The following is a 16,145-nucleotide window of genomic DNA, read 5'->3' on the forward strand; positions in this document are numbered from 1 at the left end:
TTTTCCCTGGGCTGTGAGTGCTTTTATTGTTTCGCAAGCGGCTGTGTATGATTGTCCTTTTTTGCGCTGGTTTGCGTCCCATTCAGGGATTAAAGAATCAATGATATTACCTGGCATTTTTGGTTTCTTTCCTGGTCAGGGGATTTTTTTTGAGTTAAAAAGGGAGGGATTACAGCCTGGCGGCGTGGAGTGGACAGAGCGTATCCGCCAGAAAAAACGCCGGCCAAAATATTTTTGCTCACGCTGATAACACCTCACGCAAAATGTCATAGATGACCACCCGCCGCTTCATTTTGTTACCGCGCGCGCTGTTGCAACCCCAATGAGCAGCCCTAAGGTTATCAATCGTTGACACCCCGCCCCACGATTCCGGAATGATATGGTCAGCGGTCAACTGGTCACGCCGGCGCAACGGGTAACGCGAGATGGGTAGCCCGCACAGCTGGCACACCCAGCCATCACGCTCTGCTATCTGCTGCGTGAGTTCCCGGCGTACCCTCCCGGGTAGTTCCTTCCACCTAACCATTGCGTACCTGCCTAGCGTAAGCGGTGACATCACCCGGCGCGTACCTAATCGCCCGCCCCAACCGGATGAAGGCCGGCCCCTTGTTCGTGTAGCGCAACTGCTTAACATAGCCCGGCGTTACTCCCAGAATGGCGGCTACCTCCTCAGTGGTTAACAGGCGCCCCCGTTGTGTTGTCCTAATAGGTTTCCTCATCGCTTGCCTTTCTATCGCCATAACACGGCCTCACCCTTGGCTTCATATTCCTTAACCAAACGGTCAGCGGTAGTGAGTACGTACGCCATCCATTCCGCCCGATCCTTAAACATCATGGATTCGGCTTGCTTGATAGCTATCTGGGTAGCGCGGTCTCTGATTATCTGCTCGTCTGATACCTCTAACAGCCCGGCTTCTTCTGCTCTCTTATATGCCGGGTCTTGTGCTACCCGGCGCCTCCAGTCCTTCATAGCGTTCTGGTTCCTAGTAGCATCAACACACAGGTTGCATTGCGCTGGATCATATCCACCATGAGGACACACATCCGGCAATAGTTCTAAGTGAGCTTCTGGCATAGCTGGCAACATTTCCAACTCCTTATCATTGCTAATGAAATCTTCTATAGTTGCAGGTGACAGCGCCGGTTTATCTTCCACCGGATCAGCTGACGCGTTAAATAGATCAAGCGCTTCGCGCTTGTCCTCATCGGGTGAGCGGAACAATCTCTTTCTTAGGCGGGTTACCCGGCTAGCCGGGTACCCTCCTAAGGACTTAGAGGGGCTAGCACTGGCTTCCGCATGGCGCGAACAGGCAGAACGCGCCTGCAAATCATTAGTCTTAACCCCTCCAGCGCCTCTAGACGGCACCCGCACACTATCGGGGGTACGCTCCGCCCCGTCCTTACCACGACGCCGCCGCAAAATATCCGCGAGCCGGGCAATAAACCGGTTACGCTGCTCCTCATCAATCCGCTTAGAGCGCGGCCTAGCGAAACTAATAAGCTCGACCAGCTTCCGCTTAACCACAACAAACAACGAAGAAGTAGGATTACCAGACACGATCATGCCCCGCGTCCATTTAATGACGCCCATCTCTTCCAGGGTTTGCAGTGCGATCCGTGTCCACCGCTCGCAATAACCAGAGATCCGCATTAGTTGCGTTGCGGTGGTAAACACCTTGCCCGCGTTATCGAACTGATTAATATCTTTCTTAGAGGACGGGGCAAGCGTTAGCGCCTGCAGGATAGAGCGGGCGGCTCTCCATTCCGGACCATCTAACACGCCCCAATAAGACCTAGCCAAAGACGAAATCAACACAGACGTAGGAGCGCCCGCCGTAAGCCTCAAAGCCGGGCTAGCCTCACTCATCACGGCCACCCCCGCCCGCGATATAAAGCACCAGCATCACAGCGCAACACACGATCACATAAGCGAAAATCATTAACCCGGGACTACTAAACATGATCCACCCCGCGGGCTTTTTCCTCAGCGAGCAGCAAAGTATTAACCTGCAGCATGGCCGCCCCACAAAGGCGCGTCAGCTCATCACGGGTATCACCAACCAGATCACTATCAAGCTCTTTAGCCCGCTCAATAACCGCCGGCATCAACTCACCAAGATTCGCGCGGAACGTCTCCGACAGCGAGCAAAGCCGATCAAGATCAATCGAGAGCTGCATTAGTCCCGTGTCGATACCTTTAGGCATCATTGCCCCCTTGCTTGTCTAGGTTGCGTTGGTACTCGTCGAACTCTTCCTTTGATGCAACAAGGCATAAGCCAGAGGCTTTACACCAGCAATAAGGTTTACAGCTATCATCACTACCTAGCGGGATGGCGTGGACGATAACCTGGGTTATACCCTCATCACTAACACCGGCTGCGTTTAACTCCGCAAGCGTGAACTGACCAGGGACGACACTAGGGACACTCTTAAATCTCTCAAAATCGCTAGTACCCTCCAACACGCGGGCAATATCACCAAGACCATATAAACGCCCTAACGACACGTGATAATCAATCCACGACCTAATAACCGAGCGCCTAGCTTCTTCCACACCCCGCTCTTGACGAACCGCCTCAACCTGCGCGGTAAAACCATTAACCCGCTCAACCAGCCGGGCATCAATATCCTTAAGCACTTTGCCCCCTTAAAATTAGATTTATGAACATTTCGCTATTAATCGCATTACTAACCCTGCTTTTCAGCTTCCTAACCTTTGCGTTTACCGTCATTAGTCGCTTCGGTGAACTACCAGATATAGAGGTGGAGCGATTAGCTGAAAACGTTTGTACGGTAACGATCTTCTGGAAACATCGAGGATGGTTAACCAACGTTGCAATACAGCTATATAAGAAGGCCAAGCCGGAAAGTTCAGCGGCAATCATTGGGCATCAGACCTGCCTAAAATCTCCGCCAATTCAGCACGCGATACCTCACGACATGATCCTTGTTCGCTACACCAGAATCTTTTGGCGGCTTCCCTTATATCGGCGTCGGTTAGTGGTTTTTCTTCCCACCGGTCAGACTTACCCCCACAACTACATTCACAAGCGAAGCAAGATCCGTAAGACCGAGGGCATCGAGTGGCTGACAGGCTCAACGATCTAAGCTCCACCGCTAGACCTCCCTTGTGAACAAATCCGAAAAATCCAGCCCGGCATCTGCGAGCGCCATAGCGTCACGCATTAACCAAGGAGACACGCCCGAAAGACGGCGGGAAACAGAGTTTTGAGAAATGCCTAGAATGTTTGCTACTTGCTCCTGAGAGAGCTTTTTATCTCGCATCCAACGGTTAGCGATTTTAGAGAATCTATTATCTATAGCTTTAGTTTGCATAAGTCTAACCATAAGAGTTTGCGAAAGTGTAACCAAATATGAATCTTTGAGTTCCCTAAAATGTGTGTCATGTCACACTGAAATAATGGGATGTTATATTTTATTGATTTTTGGATAACACCTAATAGACTAGAGGTATGGAAACGCTAACTGCTGATGAAATTATTCGCACCAACGTTAAGCTAATGAAAGCGCATAAAGGTTTTACCTACCCGGAGCTTGCAGAGCTTACCGGGCTTTCGAGGCAAAGCATATTGGACAAGCAGGCGGGGCGCCGTGCCTGGCGTATCGCAGACCTAGATTCGGTGGCTTCGGCGTTTGATACTACGCCCTGGGACTTGTTAAAGCCCATGTTAGGCGATATTTGGCGCCCCCGACAGGAATCGAACCTGCAACCTCGGGATTAGAAGGCCCTTGCTCTATCCTTTGAGCTACGGGGGCTGGCTGTTCCTTTAGTTTATCTAGAAATCTCCCGGGTGCTAATTCCTTGTCCCCAGGGCTAGGTAAGCCTCTTTTTTCCTGGTGGCAACGATTTCTTTCTAGAAAATATCGCTACTGCTTTGCAACATGGTGAGGTAACCAACACTAGGAGGAATCATGAGCAAAGCAAATATAGAGGTTACTTTTACCGGCTGGGTAGCAACCGCCCCCACTTTTCATCGTCCCGACCCGACTAAACCCGACAAGGCGCTATGTACTTTCCGGGTGATGCACACCCCGTATTCGCGCGACAATCAAGGAAACTGGCAAAAAGGCGAGTCGCTCGCGGTTAGGGTGAAAGTTTGGGGGTGGGGCGCGCATTATGTGTCTCGCTCGATTCGGGTGGGGGATCCAATTATTGTTTGCGGACGTTTAATCCGCTCTAAATGGCAGGACAAAGAACAGGTTATCCACTACGGGCTAGAGCTAACCGCCTCCTCCTTGGGGCATGACCTGACTATGGGGGAGTCTAACTTTGTGCGGATGATAGGCGCACTACCAAAACGGGGAAATTTTGCTACCCCAAGTAAGGAAGGGGAGGGCTCCCTGGCAGATCCCGAGGGCGAGTTTGAGAGCGCTGGGACAGCAGAGTCCGCGGGAACAGAAGCGACAGGGGTAGAACCTGCGGGAATAAAAGCGGCATCAGCCGCTGGCGATCAGGTTGTTGCTGATCCTTCCACCGGAGAAATTCTCGAGGAGGAGGCAAAAAATACCCGCGGGAGTAACCCGCCCGCATCCTCGGAAGCAGCAGGAGCGGAAAACGTTCTGGACCCGGAAGGGGAATATATTCTAGAAAATACTTTTAGCGGAGAGGCCGCCTAGTCGCGAGGGGGTTCGCTTTGCGTTTTTAACTCCACTATTCTGGGTATTAGAACAATACCGTCTGGCAGAAAGTGGCAGCAGTGGCAGAATTCATTTACCAAATGATCCACACCCGCAAATCTTTAGGCGACAAGGTCATTTTGGACGATGTGACTATGGCTTTCCTTCCGGGAGCCAAAATCGGCATGGTTGGTCCTAACGGCGCCGGTAAATCTTCGATCCTCAAAATTATGGCGGGTCTGGATGAGCCATCCAATGGGGAGGCCAGGTTAACTCCTGGCTATACCGTAGGGATCTTGATGCAAGAGCCCGAATTGGATGACGATCTCACGGTTAAAGAAAACGTGGAGCAAGGAGTAGGGCCGTTAAAAGCCAAGCTCGATCGCTTCAATGAGATCTCCGCGCAGATGGCGGATCCGGATGCCGATTTTGATGCCCTAATGGAAGAAATGGGCACCCTGCAGACCGAGATTGACGCTGCCGATGGCTGGGATGTTGATTCTCAACTAGAACAGGCAATGGATGCCCTGCGCTGCCCGCCCCCGGAAACTCCGGTGTCGGTGCTTTCGGGCGGGGAACGTCGCCGAGTTGCCCTCTGTCAGTTGCTGCTAAAAGCTCCTGACCTGCTGCTACTTGATGAACCTACTAACCATTTGGATGCCGAATCCATCCTGTGGCTAGAAAAGCATCTGCACTCTTATAAGGGAGCAGTAATTGCGATTACCCACGACCGTTACTTCCTAGATCACGTGGCGGAATGGATCGCAGAAGTCGACCGCGGGCGTTTGTATCCTTACGAAGGTAACTACTCGACCTATCTGGAAAAGAAGCGCGAACGCCTGGAAATCCAAGGGCGCAAGGACGCGAAACTAGCTAAGCGGCTTAAAGAAGAACTGCAGTGGGTACGTTCTTCAGCGAAGGGACGGCAAGCTAAATCTAAAGCACGTTTGCAGCGCTATGAAGAGATGCAGGCGGAGGCAAAGCGCACCAAGAAACTGGACTTTGAAGAGATTCAGATTCCGCCAGGGCCGCGCCTGGGAACCGTGGTGTTGCGCGCCGAGAACCTGTGTAAAGGTTTTGGGGATCGTGAACTGATCAAGGATCTGTCTTTCAGTCTGCCTCCGAACGGAATCGTGGGGATTATCGGCCCGAACGGGGTTGGGAAAACCACTTTGTTCAAAACGATTGTGGGGTTAGAGGAACTCGATTCGGGAACTCTAGATATCGGGGAAACCGTAAAAGTCAGTTATGTGGATCAGAACCGTGCGGGGATTGATCCGGATAAGACCCTATGGGAAGTGGTTTCGGATGGTCTGGACTTCTTGGACGTGGGGGGAGTGACGATTCCTTCGCGTGCCTATGTAGCATCCTTTGGTTTTAAAGGCCCTGATCAGCAAAAACCGGCTGGGGTGCTTTCTGGTGGGGAGCGCAACCGTTTGAACTTGGCGCTTACCCTAAAGCAAGGCGGAAACCTGCTGCTTCTCGACGAGCCGACCAACGACCTGGATGTGGAGACTTTGGCTAGCCTGGAAAATGCGCTGCTAGAGTTCCCAGGTTGCGCAGTGGTAATTACTCACGACCGCTGGTTCCTCGACCGAGTAGCTACTCATATCTTAGCCTGGGAGGGGACTGAAGATAATCCTGCAAACTGGTATTGGTTCGAGGGTAACTTCGAGTCCTACGAAAAGAATAAGGTTGACCGCCTGGGGGCGGAGGCTGCCCGGCCGCATCGGGTAACTCACCGCCGTCTGCGTCGCTCCTAACGGATATAACACCGCCAATAAAACAGCTACAAGAACAGGGATAGCAAATGAGCGAGAGCCAAGATCAGTTGCAAGAACTGGCGTGCGCCTATGGAGTTGCGATTGACTACTGGGATTATTCCGGGATTCACCGCATAGTTTCCGACGAAACACTGCGAGCAGTCCTCAAGGCGATGGATATTGACGCCGATACGCCTGCGCAAGTGGCGGCCTCACTAAAAATGGTTGAGGAGCGTCCCTGGCGGCGAGTACTTCCCGAATGCATCGTTACTCGCAACGATGACAACTATTGGGTACGGGTACACGTTCCGCACGGTAAATCCGTAACTGTAACTATGCATTTTGAGGAGGGCGGGTCTTGGGATTTGCCCCAACTTGATGTGCTGGTGGCGCCCCGAGAAATCAACGGGGTGCTAACCGGGGAAGCCACATTTAATATTCCCCCGGGGCAGCCTTTGGGCTGGCATCGCTTAACCGCACAAGTGGAAGGGGATGAACGTCCCTACACCTGTCCGGTAGCAGTCACGCCCGCGCGTCTGGGGATGCCGAATTTGCGTGATGGACGTGCCTGGGGGGCAATGAGTCAGTTCTATGCCAATCCTTCGCAGGATTCTTGGGGAATTGGGGATGCGGCAGATTTGGCTACTATCTGTAAGTGGGTGGCCTCCAAGGGGGCGGACTTCTTACTGATTAACCCGGTACACGCTTCCCAAGTGACTTCACCCTTGGAAAATTCTCCCTATTTGCCGTGTTCGCGGCGTTTTTGGAATCCAATCTATATTCGCCCCGATGCGATTGCGGAATATCAGGAACTATCTGATAAGAAACGTAAAAAAATTGCGGAGCTGCGGGAAGAGGCGCAGTCTTCGCTTAGCGAAGCGATGCCAGCTGATCATCCGGGAGTTTCCGGCTCGGGCGCGCACTTCTTCAGCGGTGATTTAATCAAACGCGATCCCGTCTGGAAGCAGAAACTGGCCGCCCTCGAGATTATTTATGAGGTTCCCCGCTCAAAGGAGCGAGAAGCCGACTACCAGCAGTTCTTAGAGGAACAAGGACCAGCCTTGGAACAGTTTGCCACCTGGTGTGCCTTAACCGAAAAATACGGTTTAGAGCTGCCTGAAAAGTGGCAAACCCCAGATGCTGCCCAGTTTGAAAAATGCGGCGGCAAGCTACTGCAGCGGCGCGAATTCTTCAAATGGTTGCAATGGCTTTGCTACCGGCAGCTGCGCCAGGCTCAACAAGTGGCTTTGGATGCGGGCATGAAGATCGGGGTAATGCACGACTTGGCGGTGGGGGTACACCAATTGGGAGCCGACCACTGGAGTGACCCGGAAGTTTATGCGCAGGGGATCTCGGTGGGAGCCCCTGCAGACATGTATAACCAGTTGGGACAGAACTGGACACAGCCCCCTTGGCGCCCAGATCGTCTGGAGCAGCAAGCCTATGAGCCCCTGCGCCGCACGGTAGCGGCGGCCGCGAAAATGGGCGGTGCGCTGCGTATCGACCATATTATGGGGCTGCTGCGTCTATGGTGGATTCCCGAAGGGATGCTCCCCAAAGATGGCACTTATGTGCGCTATAACCATCAAGCGATGGTGGGGGTACTGCTGCTTGAAGCTTACCGGAATAATCTGGTGGTAGTCGGCGAAGATTTGGGTACGGTAGAGCCTTGGGTACGAGAATACCTGCGTTATCGGGGTATTCTGGGCACCGGAGTACTGTTCTTTGAGTTCGATTCTCCCGACCATTTGGTGCCTCCGCAAGATTACCGACGCGAACAACTGGCGGCGGTTAATACCCACGATATGCCCCCGGTGGCTGGCTATCTCACCGGTGAGGATCTGCGAATACGGGAAGCTTTGGATCTTTTGGATTCTTCTCGCGAAGATGCGGAAGCTAACCAGGAACGAGTTTTTGGGGCGGTACGTCGAGCGCTGATTGAACATGCGGGTCTAGCCGAAGACGAACGCGATATGGGAGAGCTTATTCGCGCCCTCTATCGTTATGTCGCCGCTACCCCCGCACAGCTGGTGGTGTTGACTTTGGCGGATGCGGTGCAAGGACAGCTAACCGAGAATCAGCCCGGTACCGAATATGAATACCCGAATTGGTGTGTGCCTTTGCGTGACCAAGAGGGTAACACAAGGTTCTTAGAGGACGTTACCACTGATCGGTTCGCTAATCAGCTTCTGGAGATGCTAGAGAAAGCGGTACACCCCGTATAGGGAATTCTGCGCCCTCAAAAAGGGGACTAGGACCCGGTTTTTGCTCCAAGGTAGGGCAGTAGTTCTTCGAGGCGATCGGCTACTAGGTCGGCTCCCACTTTTTCGAGTGCTGCGCGGCTGTGGCTGGTAGCCACCCCGAAGATCCGGCCGGCTCCAGCCGCGCGCGCCGACATCACTCCGCTGGTGGTATCTTCGATGACGATGCAGGAGGAGACGGGTAGCTTAAGGGTTTTTGCCCCCAGCAAGTAGGGCTCGGGGTCGGGCTTGCCGGCAGAAATATCTTCTTGGCTAATCACTTTCAAGTTAGTGGGGGCATTTAGGAGCTGCGCAGCTAACTGCGCCCACTGTTTCCAGGCGGATGTAACCAAACATTTTGGGATCTTAAGCTGCATTATTTCACGGGCACCGGCAAAAATACGCGGGGGATCACGCCGGATATCAACGTAAGAACGGGCTTCTAGTCCCAGTTTTTCGGGGTCGAGGCCGTGCCAAGGGCCGGGTTCGTTGTGGAACACTTCGGGACCGGGCCGCCCTTTGAAAATATCCATTTCGCTGTCGCTAATCTGCCAGCCTTTGGCCTTAAACATGCGTCTATAGGCAGCCAGATGGGTATGTTCCGAGTCGATAAGGGTACCGTCCAGATCAAGCAACAGGCCTTTAAAATAATTGCTTTTACAGGAGTTAGAGTCTGCCGCGTCCTCAGCCGGGGAGGATGTATACAAGACTTTAGGGGAGTCAGGGACGTTAAGGTTATCGAGAGGATACATATTACCGGTGACTTTAACGCAGTTTTTCCATGCTTGCGGCCAGTTCCTCAGCGACCGGTCCAACGACCACCTGAACAGTATGACCGATTTTTACGATTCCAAAGGCTCCGCAAGCAGTTAATACTTCCTCGTCTGCCTTGAGCGGGTCTTTTACTGCTACTCGCAGGCAAGTGGTGCAGGGTTCAATCTCGCAAATATTTCCGGATCCCCCTAGCCCTAGTAGCAGCTGCTCCGCCTGCTCCACGGTTCCTCCCGCCTCAACCTAAAGGATTAATGGTTCAATACTGAGATTACCATTAATGCTCAACTCGCTTTGACCATGAATTAAAGCCCTCATAGAGGTCAATTTTTCACCGCCTTTTGATGAGGTGGAACCTCAGGCGGACGACTTGAAACCTGTCGTCTTGGCGACGGTCTTACCGCAGTTTTCAACTTTGGATCTCCGATAGACCGACTAAAAGATCATGCGCCCATGCGTAACATTAGCGTGCGTTTTAGCGTCAGTGAAATAAGTACAATCGGGGAACTCGCTAAGAAGTTTCACCTGACCAGAAGTGAATATATTCGTCGCAAGGTTCTCGGCTGAACGTGTTCTAAAACTAGCAAAGTCAAGTTACGTCCTGATTTTAGCCAGAAAGTGCCAAAGTATGGACATATTTTCGCATAATTTTGTCAAAATCAGGACATGATCGCTAAGTACGCACTTTTCTCGCCTCTATGATTTTAGAAAAGGATTATTTAGGCCGGCTTGAAGCACTTTTCGGGCAGCTAAAACAAGAACGCAGGAGGGGGATGGGGTAAACGGATATGGGTACATATATTCATTTCTATGATTCCCCGCTGGGTGAGCTGGTAATGACCAGCGATGGCAGCGCGCTGATCGGGTTAGGTCTTGCATCACAGCAGGCATCGGTGGCAGCTATTGCGGACACCCGTCCTCAGGAAAAATCTTTGTCCATATTCCAAGAAACCGGCCGCTGGTTAGATACCTATTTTCGAGGATGCGCGCCCTCGTTTACCCCAAAGCTAAAGCTCTCGGGTTCGGACTTTCAAAAACGGGTTTGCGAAATCATGCTCACTATCCCTTATGGGAAAACCGTTACCTATGGGGAGATCGCTGCCCAGATAGCGCGCGAGAGAGGGATTCGCCGCATGTCGGCACAGGCGGTTGGGGGAGCAGTAGGGGCAAATCCGATTCTGCTAATTGTTCCTTGTCACCGGGTAATCGGTGCGGGCGGTAACCTCACTGGTTATGGCGCCGGCATGGAGCGAAAAATTCAGCTGCTAACCCTAGAAAAAGTCGATATGACGAATCTGTTTGTGCCAAAAGGAAAGTCGCTGCCAAAGAAACAGCCGCTATCAAAAAGTCTGCGCCCTCGCCTCAAAGTAAAATAGGTCTCTCGCAGGTAGTCCAATATAGCTACCTCAAAGCTGGTGGTGATATCTACATGTAGCCTTCAGCGGGACTACTGTAACGTCTGCTGTAACGTACTCTAACATTGCTACAGTTAGAGTAGATGCTCGCACAGTTAATGTCAGATGCGGTTAACACCTATCTTTAAGCTCGGTTTCAAGCCAATCTTCAATGTCGCGAATAATCTCCTCACGAGCAATTGGTTTCCTTGAAACATGTTCGCTTCCGCCCTGAAATACGCTATAGCCAGAGGGGTAGGTTTCGTCAGGGCAATCTAGCCAAAAAACAGAGTACCCAAGAGAGGATATTTCAACCTCAAAGGTAAATTCTCTAAGCTCTACTTGAAATCTATCTGGTTCGGACACGAGCTTCCTTCCTTTTCCACGTGGCGACTTAAACGGTACGCGATATTGCTATCGAAGTTCTGCAATTGCAACGCGTTATCACTGATTTAAGCTTTAGCAGGGCTGGAGGGCGAGGTCGAAGCCCTGGGCGCGCACCGCATTTAGCATTCCGCGGCGCAGGGGAGCGTCCCGTAGCATGATTCGGGTGAGGTTATCGGTGAAAGTATCCGAGCGCTGGCCGTGTGCCCGGGTGTCATAGTAGGTAGTCATTTCCTGGTCATAATCCGCGAACTCCTGCAGATAGGAGCCTTCAAAACAGCGATAGATGTCCTCAAACATGCGCAGCTCCAGCGGCATCCTGGGCTTTAACTGCGGCTGCTGTCCCGGGTAACCAAACATTACCCCCAGGGCAGGGAAAGTCAGTTTCGGCAGTTGCAAAATCTCAATCATCCGCGCTGGGTCGTTCAAGATTGACCCTAAGAAACAGGTGCCTAACCCCAGGGATTCGGCGGCATTCACCAAGTTTTGTGCCATCAGTACCGCATCGGTAAAGTCCTGGAAAAAACCGTCCATACCGCGCACACTGGCGGTCTGCTCGTCTTTTTCCTCCACTATCCGGTAGGAACGGTACAGGTCGGTAAGAAAAATCCACAGCTGCGGAGCATCAGCAATATAGTCTTGATTAGAAACCACAGAAATCTGCCGTTTCTTTTCCGGATCGTTCACCTGAATAATCGAAGCCATTTGCACCCCGCAGGAGGTGGCGGTACGCCGGGTAGCCTCTTTTAGCTGTGCTAATACCTGTGGCGAGATTGGTTGAGCATCAAAACGACGCACCGAGCGGTGTGCCAACTGGTTCTCAATAGTTTCCGACATGAGTTCTCCTAAAATCGCGCCTACCTTCGCGACCGGGGCTACCGGTTTCCTTGCCGCTAAGTTTAACCTACCTGCTGGTTAATTCGCAGAGGTGACTAGGTGGGTAATATAGCCGAGGACGCTAAACGGGGGAAGTCATGATTAGACCGATACGAAACTTTCAAAGAGCCGCGATTGACCATCCCCATGCCCAAAGCCTGGCAGGTCCCCGGGGGAATTTTTCTGTGGCAGAGACCTGGTCGCTGTCGCAACATTTAGTGCTTTACCTGCAAGAACGTGGGGTAGCGAGCGGAGATAGGGTAGCGATCTGCAGCGCGAATAGCGAATACCACCTGTTGCTGTGGATAGCCTGTGACCAGATAGAAGCGGTGTTCGTTCCCTTGGCTAAAGCCGCCGCGCCTGCTGATTTACGAGCGATGGTGGCCGACTGCGCCCCGCGTCTGCTTTTTAGCGATCAAAAGGGGGAATTGCCGTTAGCTTGCTCTGACCCCGTTGCCGCACAGTCCGTGTCCTCCCCGGGGGGTGCCCTCGGAAAACCGCAGGTTATAAACCTGGATAAGCTGCATGAACAGCTCTTGGCTTCCCATAGAGAGCAACCTTTTTCTCCCGGGGAACTAACCGACGAGATTGCTCCGGTAGCCGAGGGTGAGCTGGCGGCAATCATCTATACCTCCGGGACTTCTGGGCGTCCCCTGGGGGTGGAACACTCTCGGGAAACCATGTATTGGGCATGGGCGAACTATCGGGACGCTTTTGACTACCGCAACTCGGATACCGGTTTGGCGCTGGCACCGCTATCCCATATCGGTGGCTTTAACGGCACCACTAACGATATTTTTTGTCACGGCGGAAAAATAGTAGTGATTACCGGATTTTCTCCGCTTACCGCTGCCCAGATTATTCGTGACGAGCAAGTCAGCATCGGGTTCGCGGTTCCCACCATGTTCACCGGGATGCTAGATGCTCTCGAAAAAGAAAACGGCGAGCCACTAAAAGAAAATCCCTTCCCGCATTGGCGCCGTCCTCTGATCGGAGGAGCGCCCCTACCGGCAGCTTTAGCGCGACGGATGGAAAAACTTGAGCTGCGTCCGATCCAAGTGTGGGGGATGACCGAGACCGGAGGGGCTGGTTGTTACCTGGGGATAAACGAATCTTTGCAGCACCCCGAGGCCGCGGGGCGTCCCTTCACCTATTCCCAAGTGGCGGTGCGCGATGCGGACGGAAAAGCGTTGCCTGCAGGTGGCCAAGGGCAAGTAACCATCGGCGGCCCGCATGTATGCAAAACTAACTATCCGGGCATAGCCATCAGCGCTATTGACGGGCAGATTGAAACCGGGGATATTGGCTTTATCGGAGAGGACGGCTTGCTGCGCCTGAGCGGGCGGGCAAGCGACGTAATCATTAGCGGCGGGGAACACGTTTTCCCCGCGCAGGTGGAGGACGCGCTCTCAACTTTTCCCGGTATCGGGCAGGTCGCGGTAATCGGCCTGGAGGACGAGTATTGGGGACAGCGGGTGTGTGCAGTAATCACCGGAACCGCCACCCTCGAAGATCTTAAACCGTTCCTAGCAGGCAAACTAGCCTCCTACAAGATTCCCAAACAAATAATCCAAGTAGAAAAGTTGCCCCTAAACAGCGCCGGAAAACTATCCCGCCAAATCCTGCGAGAATCATTTGGCAACGAGGGTCGCGGGAAGTAAGTTTCCGCAGGGAGCGGGAAGTAAGTTTTTCCCCCGAGACCGCAGAGCCCCACGTACATGGAAAAGTGATTCTCACGCGTCAGCGCCCACCCCTAAAGGAACGGCTAGTCAAAAGAGGAATCACATATTTTACTATTATCTTTCTGGCCGGGAAGCTCCCCGCTAAACAAGCAGCAGCGTAAGCGTGGGGAAAGTTATCGCTGGAACCAGGGGAATTATCCACCCAGCACAAGATAAGTGTTCCGAGAGCTTGCGAGCTGTGATGACGAACAGGGGTTGGAAGAATAGATTTTATCGGGGCACGCGGGTAACTCTCACATAAACGAGCTAATACGGGAACGGGCGAGAAGTTTTTGTAGGGAGCAGGGAGTAAGTTTTATCCGAGTGGGCGCGGTGGGCATAAGAATTCGGAAAATGCCTACGGTCTTTTTCCGAATTCTTGGGCGGGAGGAAAAACTTACTCCCTGCGATACCTAGGTATTCAGCCCGGATTTCGGGGCGTGAGGTAAAAACTGCCCCTACGCGTATCCAACAAAACTAGTTAGTACGAGACGCTAACAGCGCGGAGGCTTCTTGGCGCGCGGTGCCTTCCTCCCCAAGTTGCGCTAAATTAGCGGGGAGCTCGCGGCCTTTCGCCTGCATGGCGCGCGCCCAGAGCCGACCTGCCCGGTAGGAAGAACGCACCAAGGGGCCGGCCATTACTGCCGAAAAGCCCAGGCTATAAGCGTAGTCGGAGAGTTCTACGAATTCGTCGGGCTTTACCCAGCGGTCAATCGGGTGATGTAGGGCAGAGGGACGCAGGTATTGGGTGATGGTCATAATATCGACTTTGGCATCCCTCAGGGCGCGCAGCGCGGCCTCGATTTCTTCGCGAGTTTCTCCCATTCCTAATATCAGGTTTGATTTGGTAATTAAACCGGCATTGGAGGCGGCCTCTAACACTTGCAGGGAACGCTCGTAGCGGAAGGCGGGGCGGATCTGCCGGAAAATCCGGGGTACGGTTTCTAGGTTGTGACCGAATACTTCCGGGCGCGCCGAGAATACTTCTTCTAGGGCGCTCTGGTGTCCGCGAAAGTCATCTACCAGTAGCTCTACCCCGGTATTGGGGGATTTAGCGTGTATTTGGCGGGCGGTTTCCGCATATAGCCAGGAGGCTCCATAGGGCAGGTCATCGCGGGAAACCCCGGTGACTGTAGCGTATCGCAGCCCCAATTCGGCAACCGAGTCCGCGACTCGGCTCGGTTCCTCCCGGTCGTATTCGCTGGGGCGTCCAGTAGCGATATCGCAAAAGTCGCAGCGTCGGGTACAGACCGCTCCGCCGATTAGGAAGGTGGCTTCTCGGTCTTGCCAGCATTCATAGATATTGGGGCAATTGGCTTCGGCGCACACGGTGTTCAGTCCGGAGCGGCGCACCAGGTGCCGCATATCCATATAGTTTTTTCCGGAAACTACCTTGGTTTTTATCCACTCTGGTTTATTTTCAATCGGGCTTAGTGAGTTCCGTGCCTCTACCCGCAGTAATTTGCGCTCGCTTACCTCAGGAAGTGTAGACATTTTCGCCCTCCTGCCCTTGTTTCTCACCTCTAAAGTAAGGGGTATCTAAGTTGCGGCGCAACCCGGCGATTACGGGGGCGCGCATAGAGTCTACGGTTTCGTGGCAGCCTTGTTCGTTCATAGAAGTTACCCAGGCATCGGCGAGGCCGCAGGGAATTATCCGGGCGAAATCGCTAAACGTGGGGTTCACGTTGAGGGCGAAACCGTGCATGGAAGCCCCCCGCGCAGTATGAATTCCGATGGCAGCAATCTTCTTATCGATTACCCCCGGTTTTAGTACCCAAGCTCCTGCTCGTCCCGCAATCCGCTGCGCATGAATCCCGTAGGGTTCCAAGGTGTCGATTACTACTTGTTCTACGGCGCGAATAAAACGAATAACATCTAGGGGCTGGGGCAGTTTTACTATCGGGTAGCAAACTAGCTGCCCTGGACCGTGCCAAGTAACCGAACCGCCCCGGTTTACTTCGATTACCGGTACATCTTTATTGGGTACATCTTCCGGTTTGGTGTTGCGTCCCACGGTGAAAGTGGGGGAGTACTGCACTAAGAGTGCCGTGTTTTTTCGCGTTCCCGCTGCTACCTCGCCGTGTACCTGTTTATGGAGCTTATCCAGGGTGCGATAGTCCTGCAGTTGCCCGGTTAAATCCATTATTTGCACGCCTTACAGCCTACCTGCTTTATCCGCTATTTAGAGGGCGGGAGCGGTGACTATAAGCCAGCAACGAAATCCGCCAAGATTTTTTCTACCTGCCGGGTTTCCACTAAGAAACCGTCATGACCGGAAGAGGAAGTGACTTGCCGGTACTGGGAAGTCACACAAGTGAACTTGACGACGGGTGTGCATGGCTTCTTGACCAGTTTTTT

Annotated in this window: 20 protein-coding genes and 1 tRNA gene; 8 read left to right on the plus strand and 13 right to left on the minus strand. The window is 52.9% G+C overall.

The window, feature by feature from the left end; all coding sequences use genetic code 11:
- The first annotated feature begins 13 nt into the window (after positions 1 to 13).
- The gene (locus L0M99_RS07185) at positions 14 to 247 is read left to right on the plus strand and encodes a hypothetical protein (protein ID WP_238128216.1); all 234 of its coding nucleotides are present in this window, start codon (positions 14 to 16) and stop codon (positions 245 to 247) included.
- On the opposite strand, the gene L0M99_RS07190 is transcribed toward L0M99_RS07185, so the two are convergent.
- The 5 genes from L0M99_RS07190 to L0M99_RS07205 all read right to left on the minus strand — a co-directional run bounded on the left by L0M99_RS07190 (position 239) and on the right by L0M99_RS07205 (position 2,638).
- Positions 239 to 526, minus strand: coding sequence for an HNH endonuclease (locus L0M99_RS07190; RefSeq protein ID WP_238128217.1), 288 nt, complete (start codon positions 524 to 526; stop codon positions 239 to 241). The genes L0M99_RS07185 and L0M99_RS07190 overlap by 9 nt on opposite strands.
- Positions 519 to 740: a helix-turn-helix domain-containing protein gene (locus tag L0M99_RS10005; RefSeq protein ID WP_425304313.1), complete on the minus strand. Its 222-nt coding sequence runs from the start codon at positions 738 to 740 to the stop codon at positions 519 to 521. Before L0M99_RS10005 ends, L0M99_RS07190 begins: the two co-directional genes overlap by 8 nt.
- Positions 731 to 1,867, minus strand: a complete 1,137-nt coding sequence (locus tag L0M99_RS07195) for a hypothetical protein (protein ID WP_238128218.1) — start codon at positions 1,865 to 1,867, stop codon at positions 731 to 733. Before L0M99_RS07195 ends, L0M99_RS10005 begins: the two co-directional genes overlap by 10 nt.
- 86 nt (positions 1,868 to 1,953) lie before the next feature.
- Positions 1,954 to 2,208, minus strand: a complete 255-nt coding sequence (locus L0M99_RS07200) for a hypothetical protein (protein ID WP_238128219.1) — start codon at positions 2,206 to 2,208, stop codon at positions 1,954 to 1,956.
- Positions 2,198 to 2,638 carry a hypothetical protein gene (locus L0M99_RS07205; RefSeq protein WP_238128220.1) on the minus strand — a complete coding sequence of 147 codons (441 nt, stop codon included), beginning with the start codon at positions 2,636 to 2,638 and terminating at the stop codon, positions 2,198 to 2,200. Before L0M99_RS07205 ends, L0M99_RS07200 begins: the two co-directional genes overlap by 11 nt.
- A gap of 23 nt (positions 2,639 to 2,661) precedes the next feature.
- Between L0M99_RS07205 and L0M99_RS07210 the strand changes: the two genes are divergently transcribed.
- Positions 2,662 to 3,108, plus strand: coding sequence for a hypothetical protein (locus tag L0M99_RS07210; protein ID WP_238128221.1), 447 nt, complete (start codon positions 2,662 to 2,664; stop codon positions 3,106 to 3,108).
- Between the two features lie 9 nt (positions 3,109 to 3,117).
- Here L0M99_RS07210 and L0M99_RS07215 read toward each other — a convergent pair whose 3' ends face one another.
- The gene (locus L0M99_RS07215) at positions 3,118 to 3,336 is read right to left on the minus strand and encodes a helix-turn-helix domain-containing protein (RefSeq protein ID WP_238128222.1); all 219 of its coding nucleotides are present in this window, start codon (positions 3,334 to 3,336) and stop codon (positions 3,118 to 3,120) included.
- Between the two features lie 185 nt (positions 3,337 to 3,521).
- Here L0M99_RS07215 and L0M99_RS10010 point away from each other — a divergent pair, with 185 nt between their 5' ends.
- Positions 3,522 to 3,743 carry a helix-turn-helix domain-containing protein gene (locus L0M99_RS10010; RefSeq protein WP_425304314.1) on the plus strand — a complete coding sequence of 74 codons (222 nt, stop codon included), beginning with the start codon at positions 3,522 to 3,524 and terminating at the stop codon, positions 3,741 to 3,743.
- Here the strand turns inward: L0M99_RS10010 and L0M99_RS07220 are convergent.
- Positions 3,702 to 3,777, minus strand: a tRNA-Arg gene (locus L0M99_RS07220). The genes L0M99_RS10010 and L0M99_RS07220 overlap by 42 nt on opposite strands.
- Before the next feature lie 156 nt (positions 3,778 to 3,933).
- Between L0M99_RS07220 and L0M99_RS07225 the strand changes: the two genes are divergently transcribed.
- The 3 genes from L0M99_RS07225 (at position 3,934) to malQ (ending at position 8,626) form a co-directional block, all read left to right on the plus strand.
- A complete protein-coding gene (locus L0M99_RS07225; protein WP_024058713.1) occupies positions 3,934 to 4,638 on the plus strand; it encodes a single-stranded DNA-binding protein in 705 nt (234 codons plus the stop codon).
- A gap of 80 nt (positions 4,639 to 4,718) precedes the next feature.
- Positions 4,719 to 6,401, plus strand: coding sequence for an energy-dependent translational throttle protein EttA (ettA, locus tag L0M99_RS07230; protein WP_038109564.1), 1,683 nt, complete (start codon positions 4,719 to 4,721; stop codon positions 6,399 to 6,401).
- 47 nt (positions 6,402 to 6,448) lie between these two features.
- Positions 6,449 to 8,626 (plus strand): 4-alpha-glucanotransferase, encoded by a 2,178-nt coding sequence (malQ, locus tag L0M99_RS07235; RefSeq protein ID WP_238128223.1) that lies wholly within the window; start codon positions 6,449 to 6,451, stop codon positions 8,624 to 8,626.
- A gap of 26 nt (positions 8,627 to 8,652) precedes the next feature.
- Here malQ and L0M99_RS07240 read toward each other — a convergent pair whose 3' ends face one another.
- Complete coding sequence (locus tag L0M99_RS07240) at positions 8,653 to 9,393, minus strand: HAD family hydrolase (protein WP_238128224.1); 741 nt, start codon at positions 9,391 to 9,393, stop codon at positions 8,653 to 8,655.
- A 13-nt stretch (positions 9,394 to 9,406) separates the two neighbouring features.
- Positions 9,407 to 9,637 (minus strand): PTS transporter subunit EIIB, encoded by a 231-nt coding sequence (locus L0M99_RS07245; RefSeq protein WP_024058717.1) that lies wholly within the window; start codon positions 9,635 to 9,637, stop codon positions 9,407 to 9,409.
- 563 nt (positions 9,638 to 10,200) lie between these two features.
- Between L0M99_RS07245 and L0M99_RS07250 the strand changes: the two genes are divergently transcribed.
- Positions 10,201 to 10,788, plus strand: a complete 588-nt coding sequence (locus L0M99_RS07250; protein WP_024058718.1) for a methylated-DNA--[protein]-cysteine S-methyltransferase — start codon at positions 10,201 to 10,203, stop codon at positions 10,786 to 10,788.
- Positions 10,789 to 10,938: 150 nt separating this feature from the next.
- Here L0M99_RS07250 and L0M99_RS07255 read toward each other — a convergent pair whose 3' ends face one another.
- Both L0M99_RS07255 and L0M99_RS07260 read right to left on the minus strand, forming a co-directional pair.
- On the minus strand, positions 10,939 to 11,172 hold the full coding sequence (locus L0M99_RS07255) for a hypothetical protein (protein ID WP_024058719.1): 234 nt from the start codon (positions 11,170 to 11,172) through the stop codon (positions 10,939 to 10,941).
- Between the two features lie 93 nt (positions 11,173 to 11,265).
- A complete protein-coding gene (locus tag L0M99_RS07260; RefSeq protein ID WP_024058720.1) occupies positions 11,266 to 12,027 on the minus strand; it encodes an NADPH-dependent oxidoreductase in 762 nt (253 codons plus the stop codon).
- 137 nt (positions 12,028 to 12,164) lie between these two features.
- Here L0M99_RS07260 and L0M99_RS07265 point away from each other — a divergent pair, with 137 nt between their 5' ends.
- Positions 12,165 to 13,727 carry a class I adenylate-forming enzyme family protein gene (locus L0M99_RS07265; RefSeq protein ID WP_024058721.1) on the plus strand — a complete coding sequence of 521 codons (1,563 nt, stop codon included), beginning with the start codon at positions 12,165 to 12,167 and terminating at the stop codon, positions 13,725 to 13,727.
- A 537-nt stretch (positions 13,728 to 14,264) separates the two neighbouring features.
- Here the strand turns inward: L0M99_RS07265 and lipA are convergent.
- Both lipA and lipB read right to left on the minus strand, forming a co-directional pair.
- The gene (lipA, locus tag L0M99_RS07270) at positions 14,265 to 15,281 is read right to left on the minus strand and encodes a lipoyl synthase (RefSeq protein ID WP_024058722.1); all 1,017 of its coding nucleotides are present in this window, start codon (positions 15,279 to 15,281) and stop codon (positions 14,265 to 14,267) included.
- The gene (lipB, locus tag L0M99_RS07275) at positions 15,265 to 15,930 is read right to left on the minus strand and encodes a lipoyl(octanoyl) transferase LipB (RefSeq protein WP_238128227.1); all 666 of its coding nucleotides are present in this window, start codon (positions 15,928 to 15,930) and stop codon (positions 15,265 to 15,267) included. Before lipB ends, lipA begins: the two co-directional genes overlap by 17 nt.
- Positions 15,931 to 16,145: the final 215 nt, after the last annotated feature.

Source organism: Varibaculum cambriense (assembly GCF_022133705.1).
Lineage (GTDB): Bacteria > Actinomycetota > Actinomycetes > Actinomycetales > Actinomycetaceae > Varibaculum > Varibaculum cambriense_A.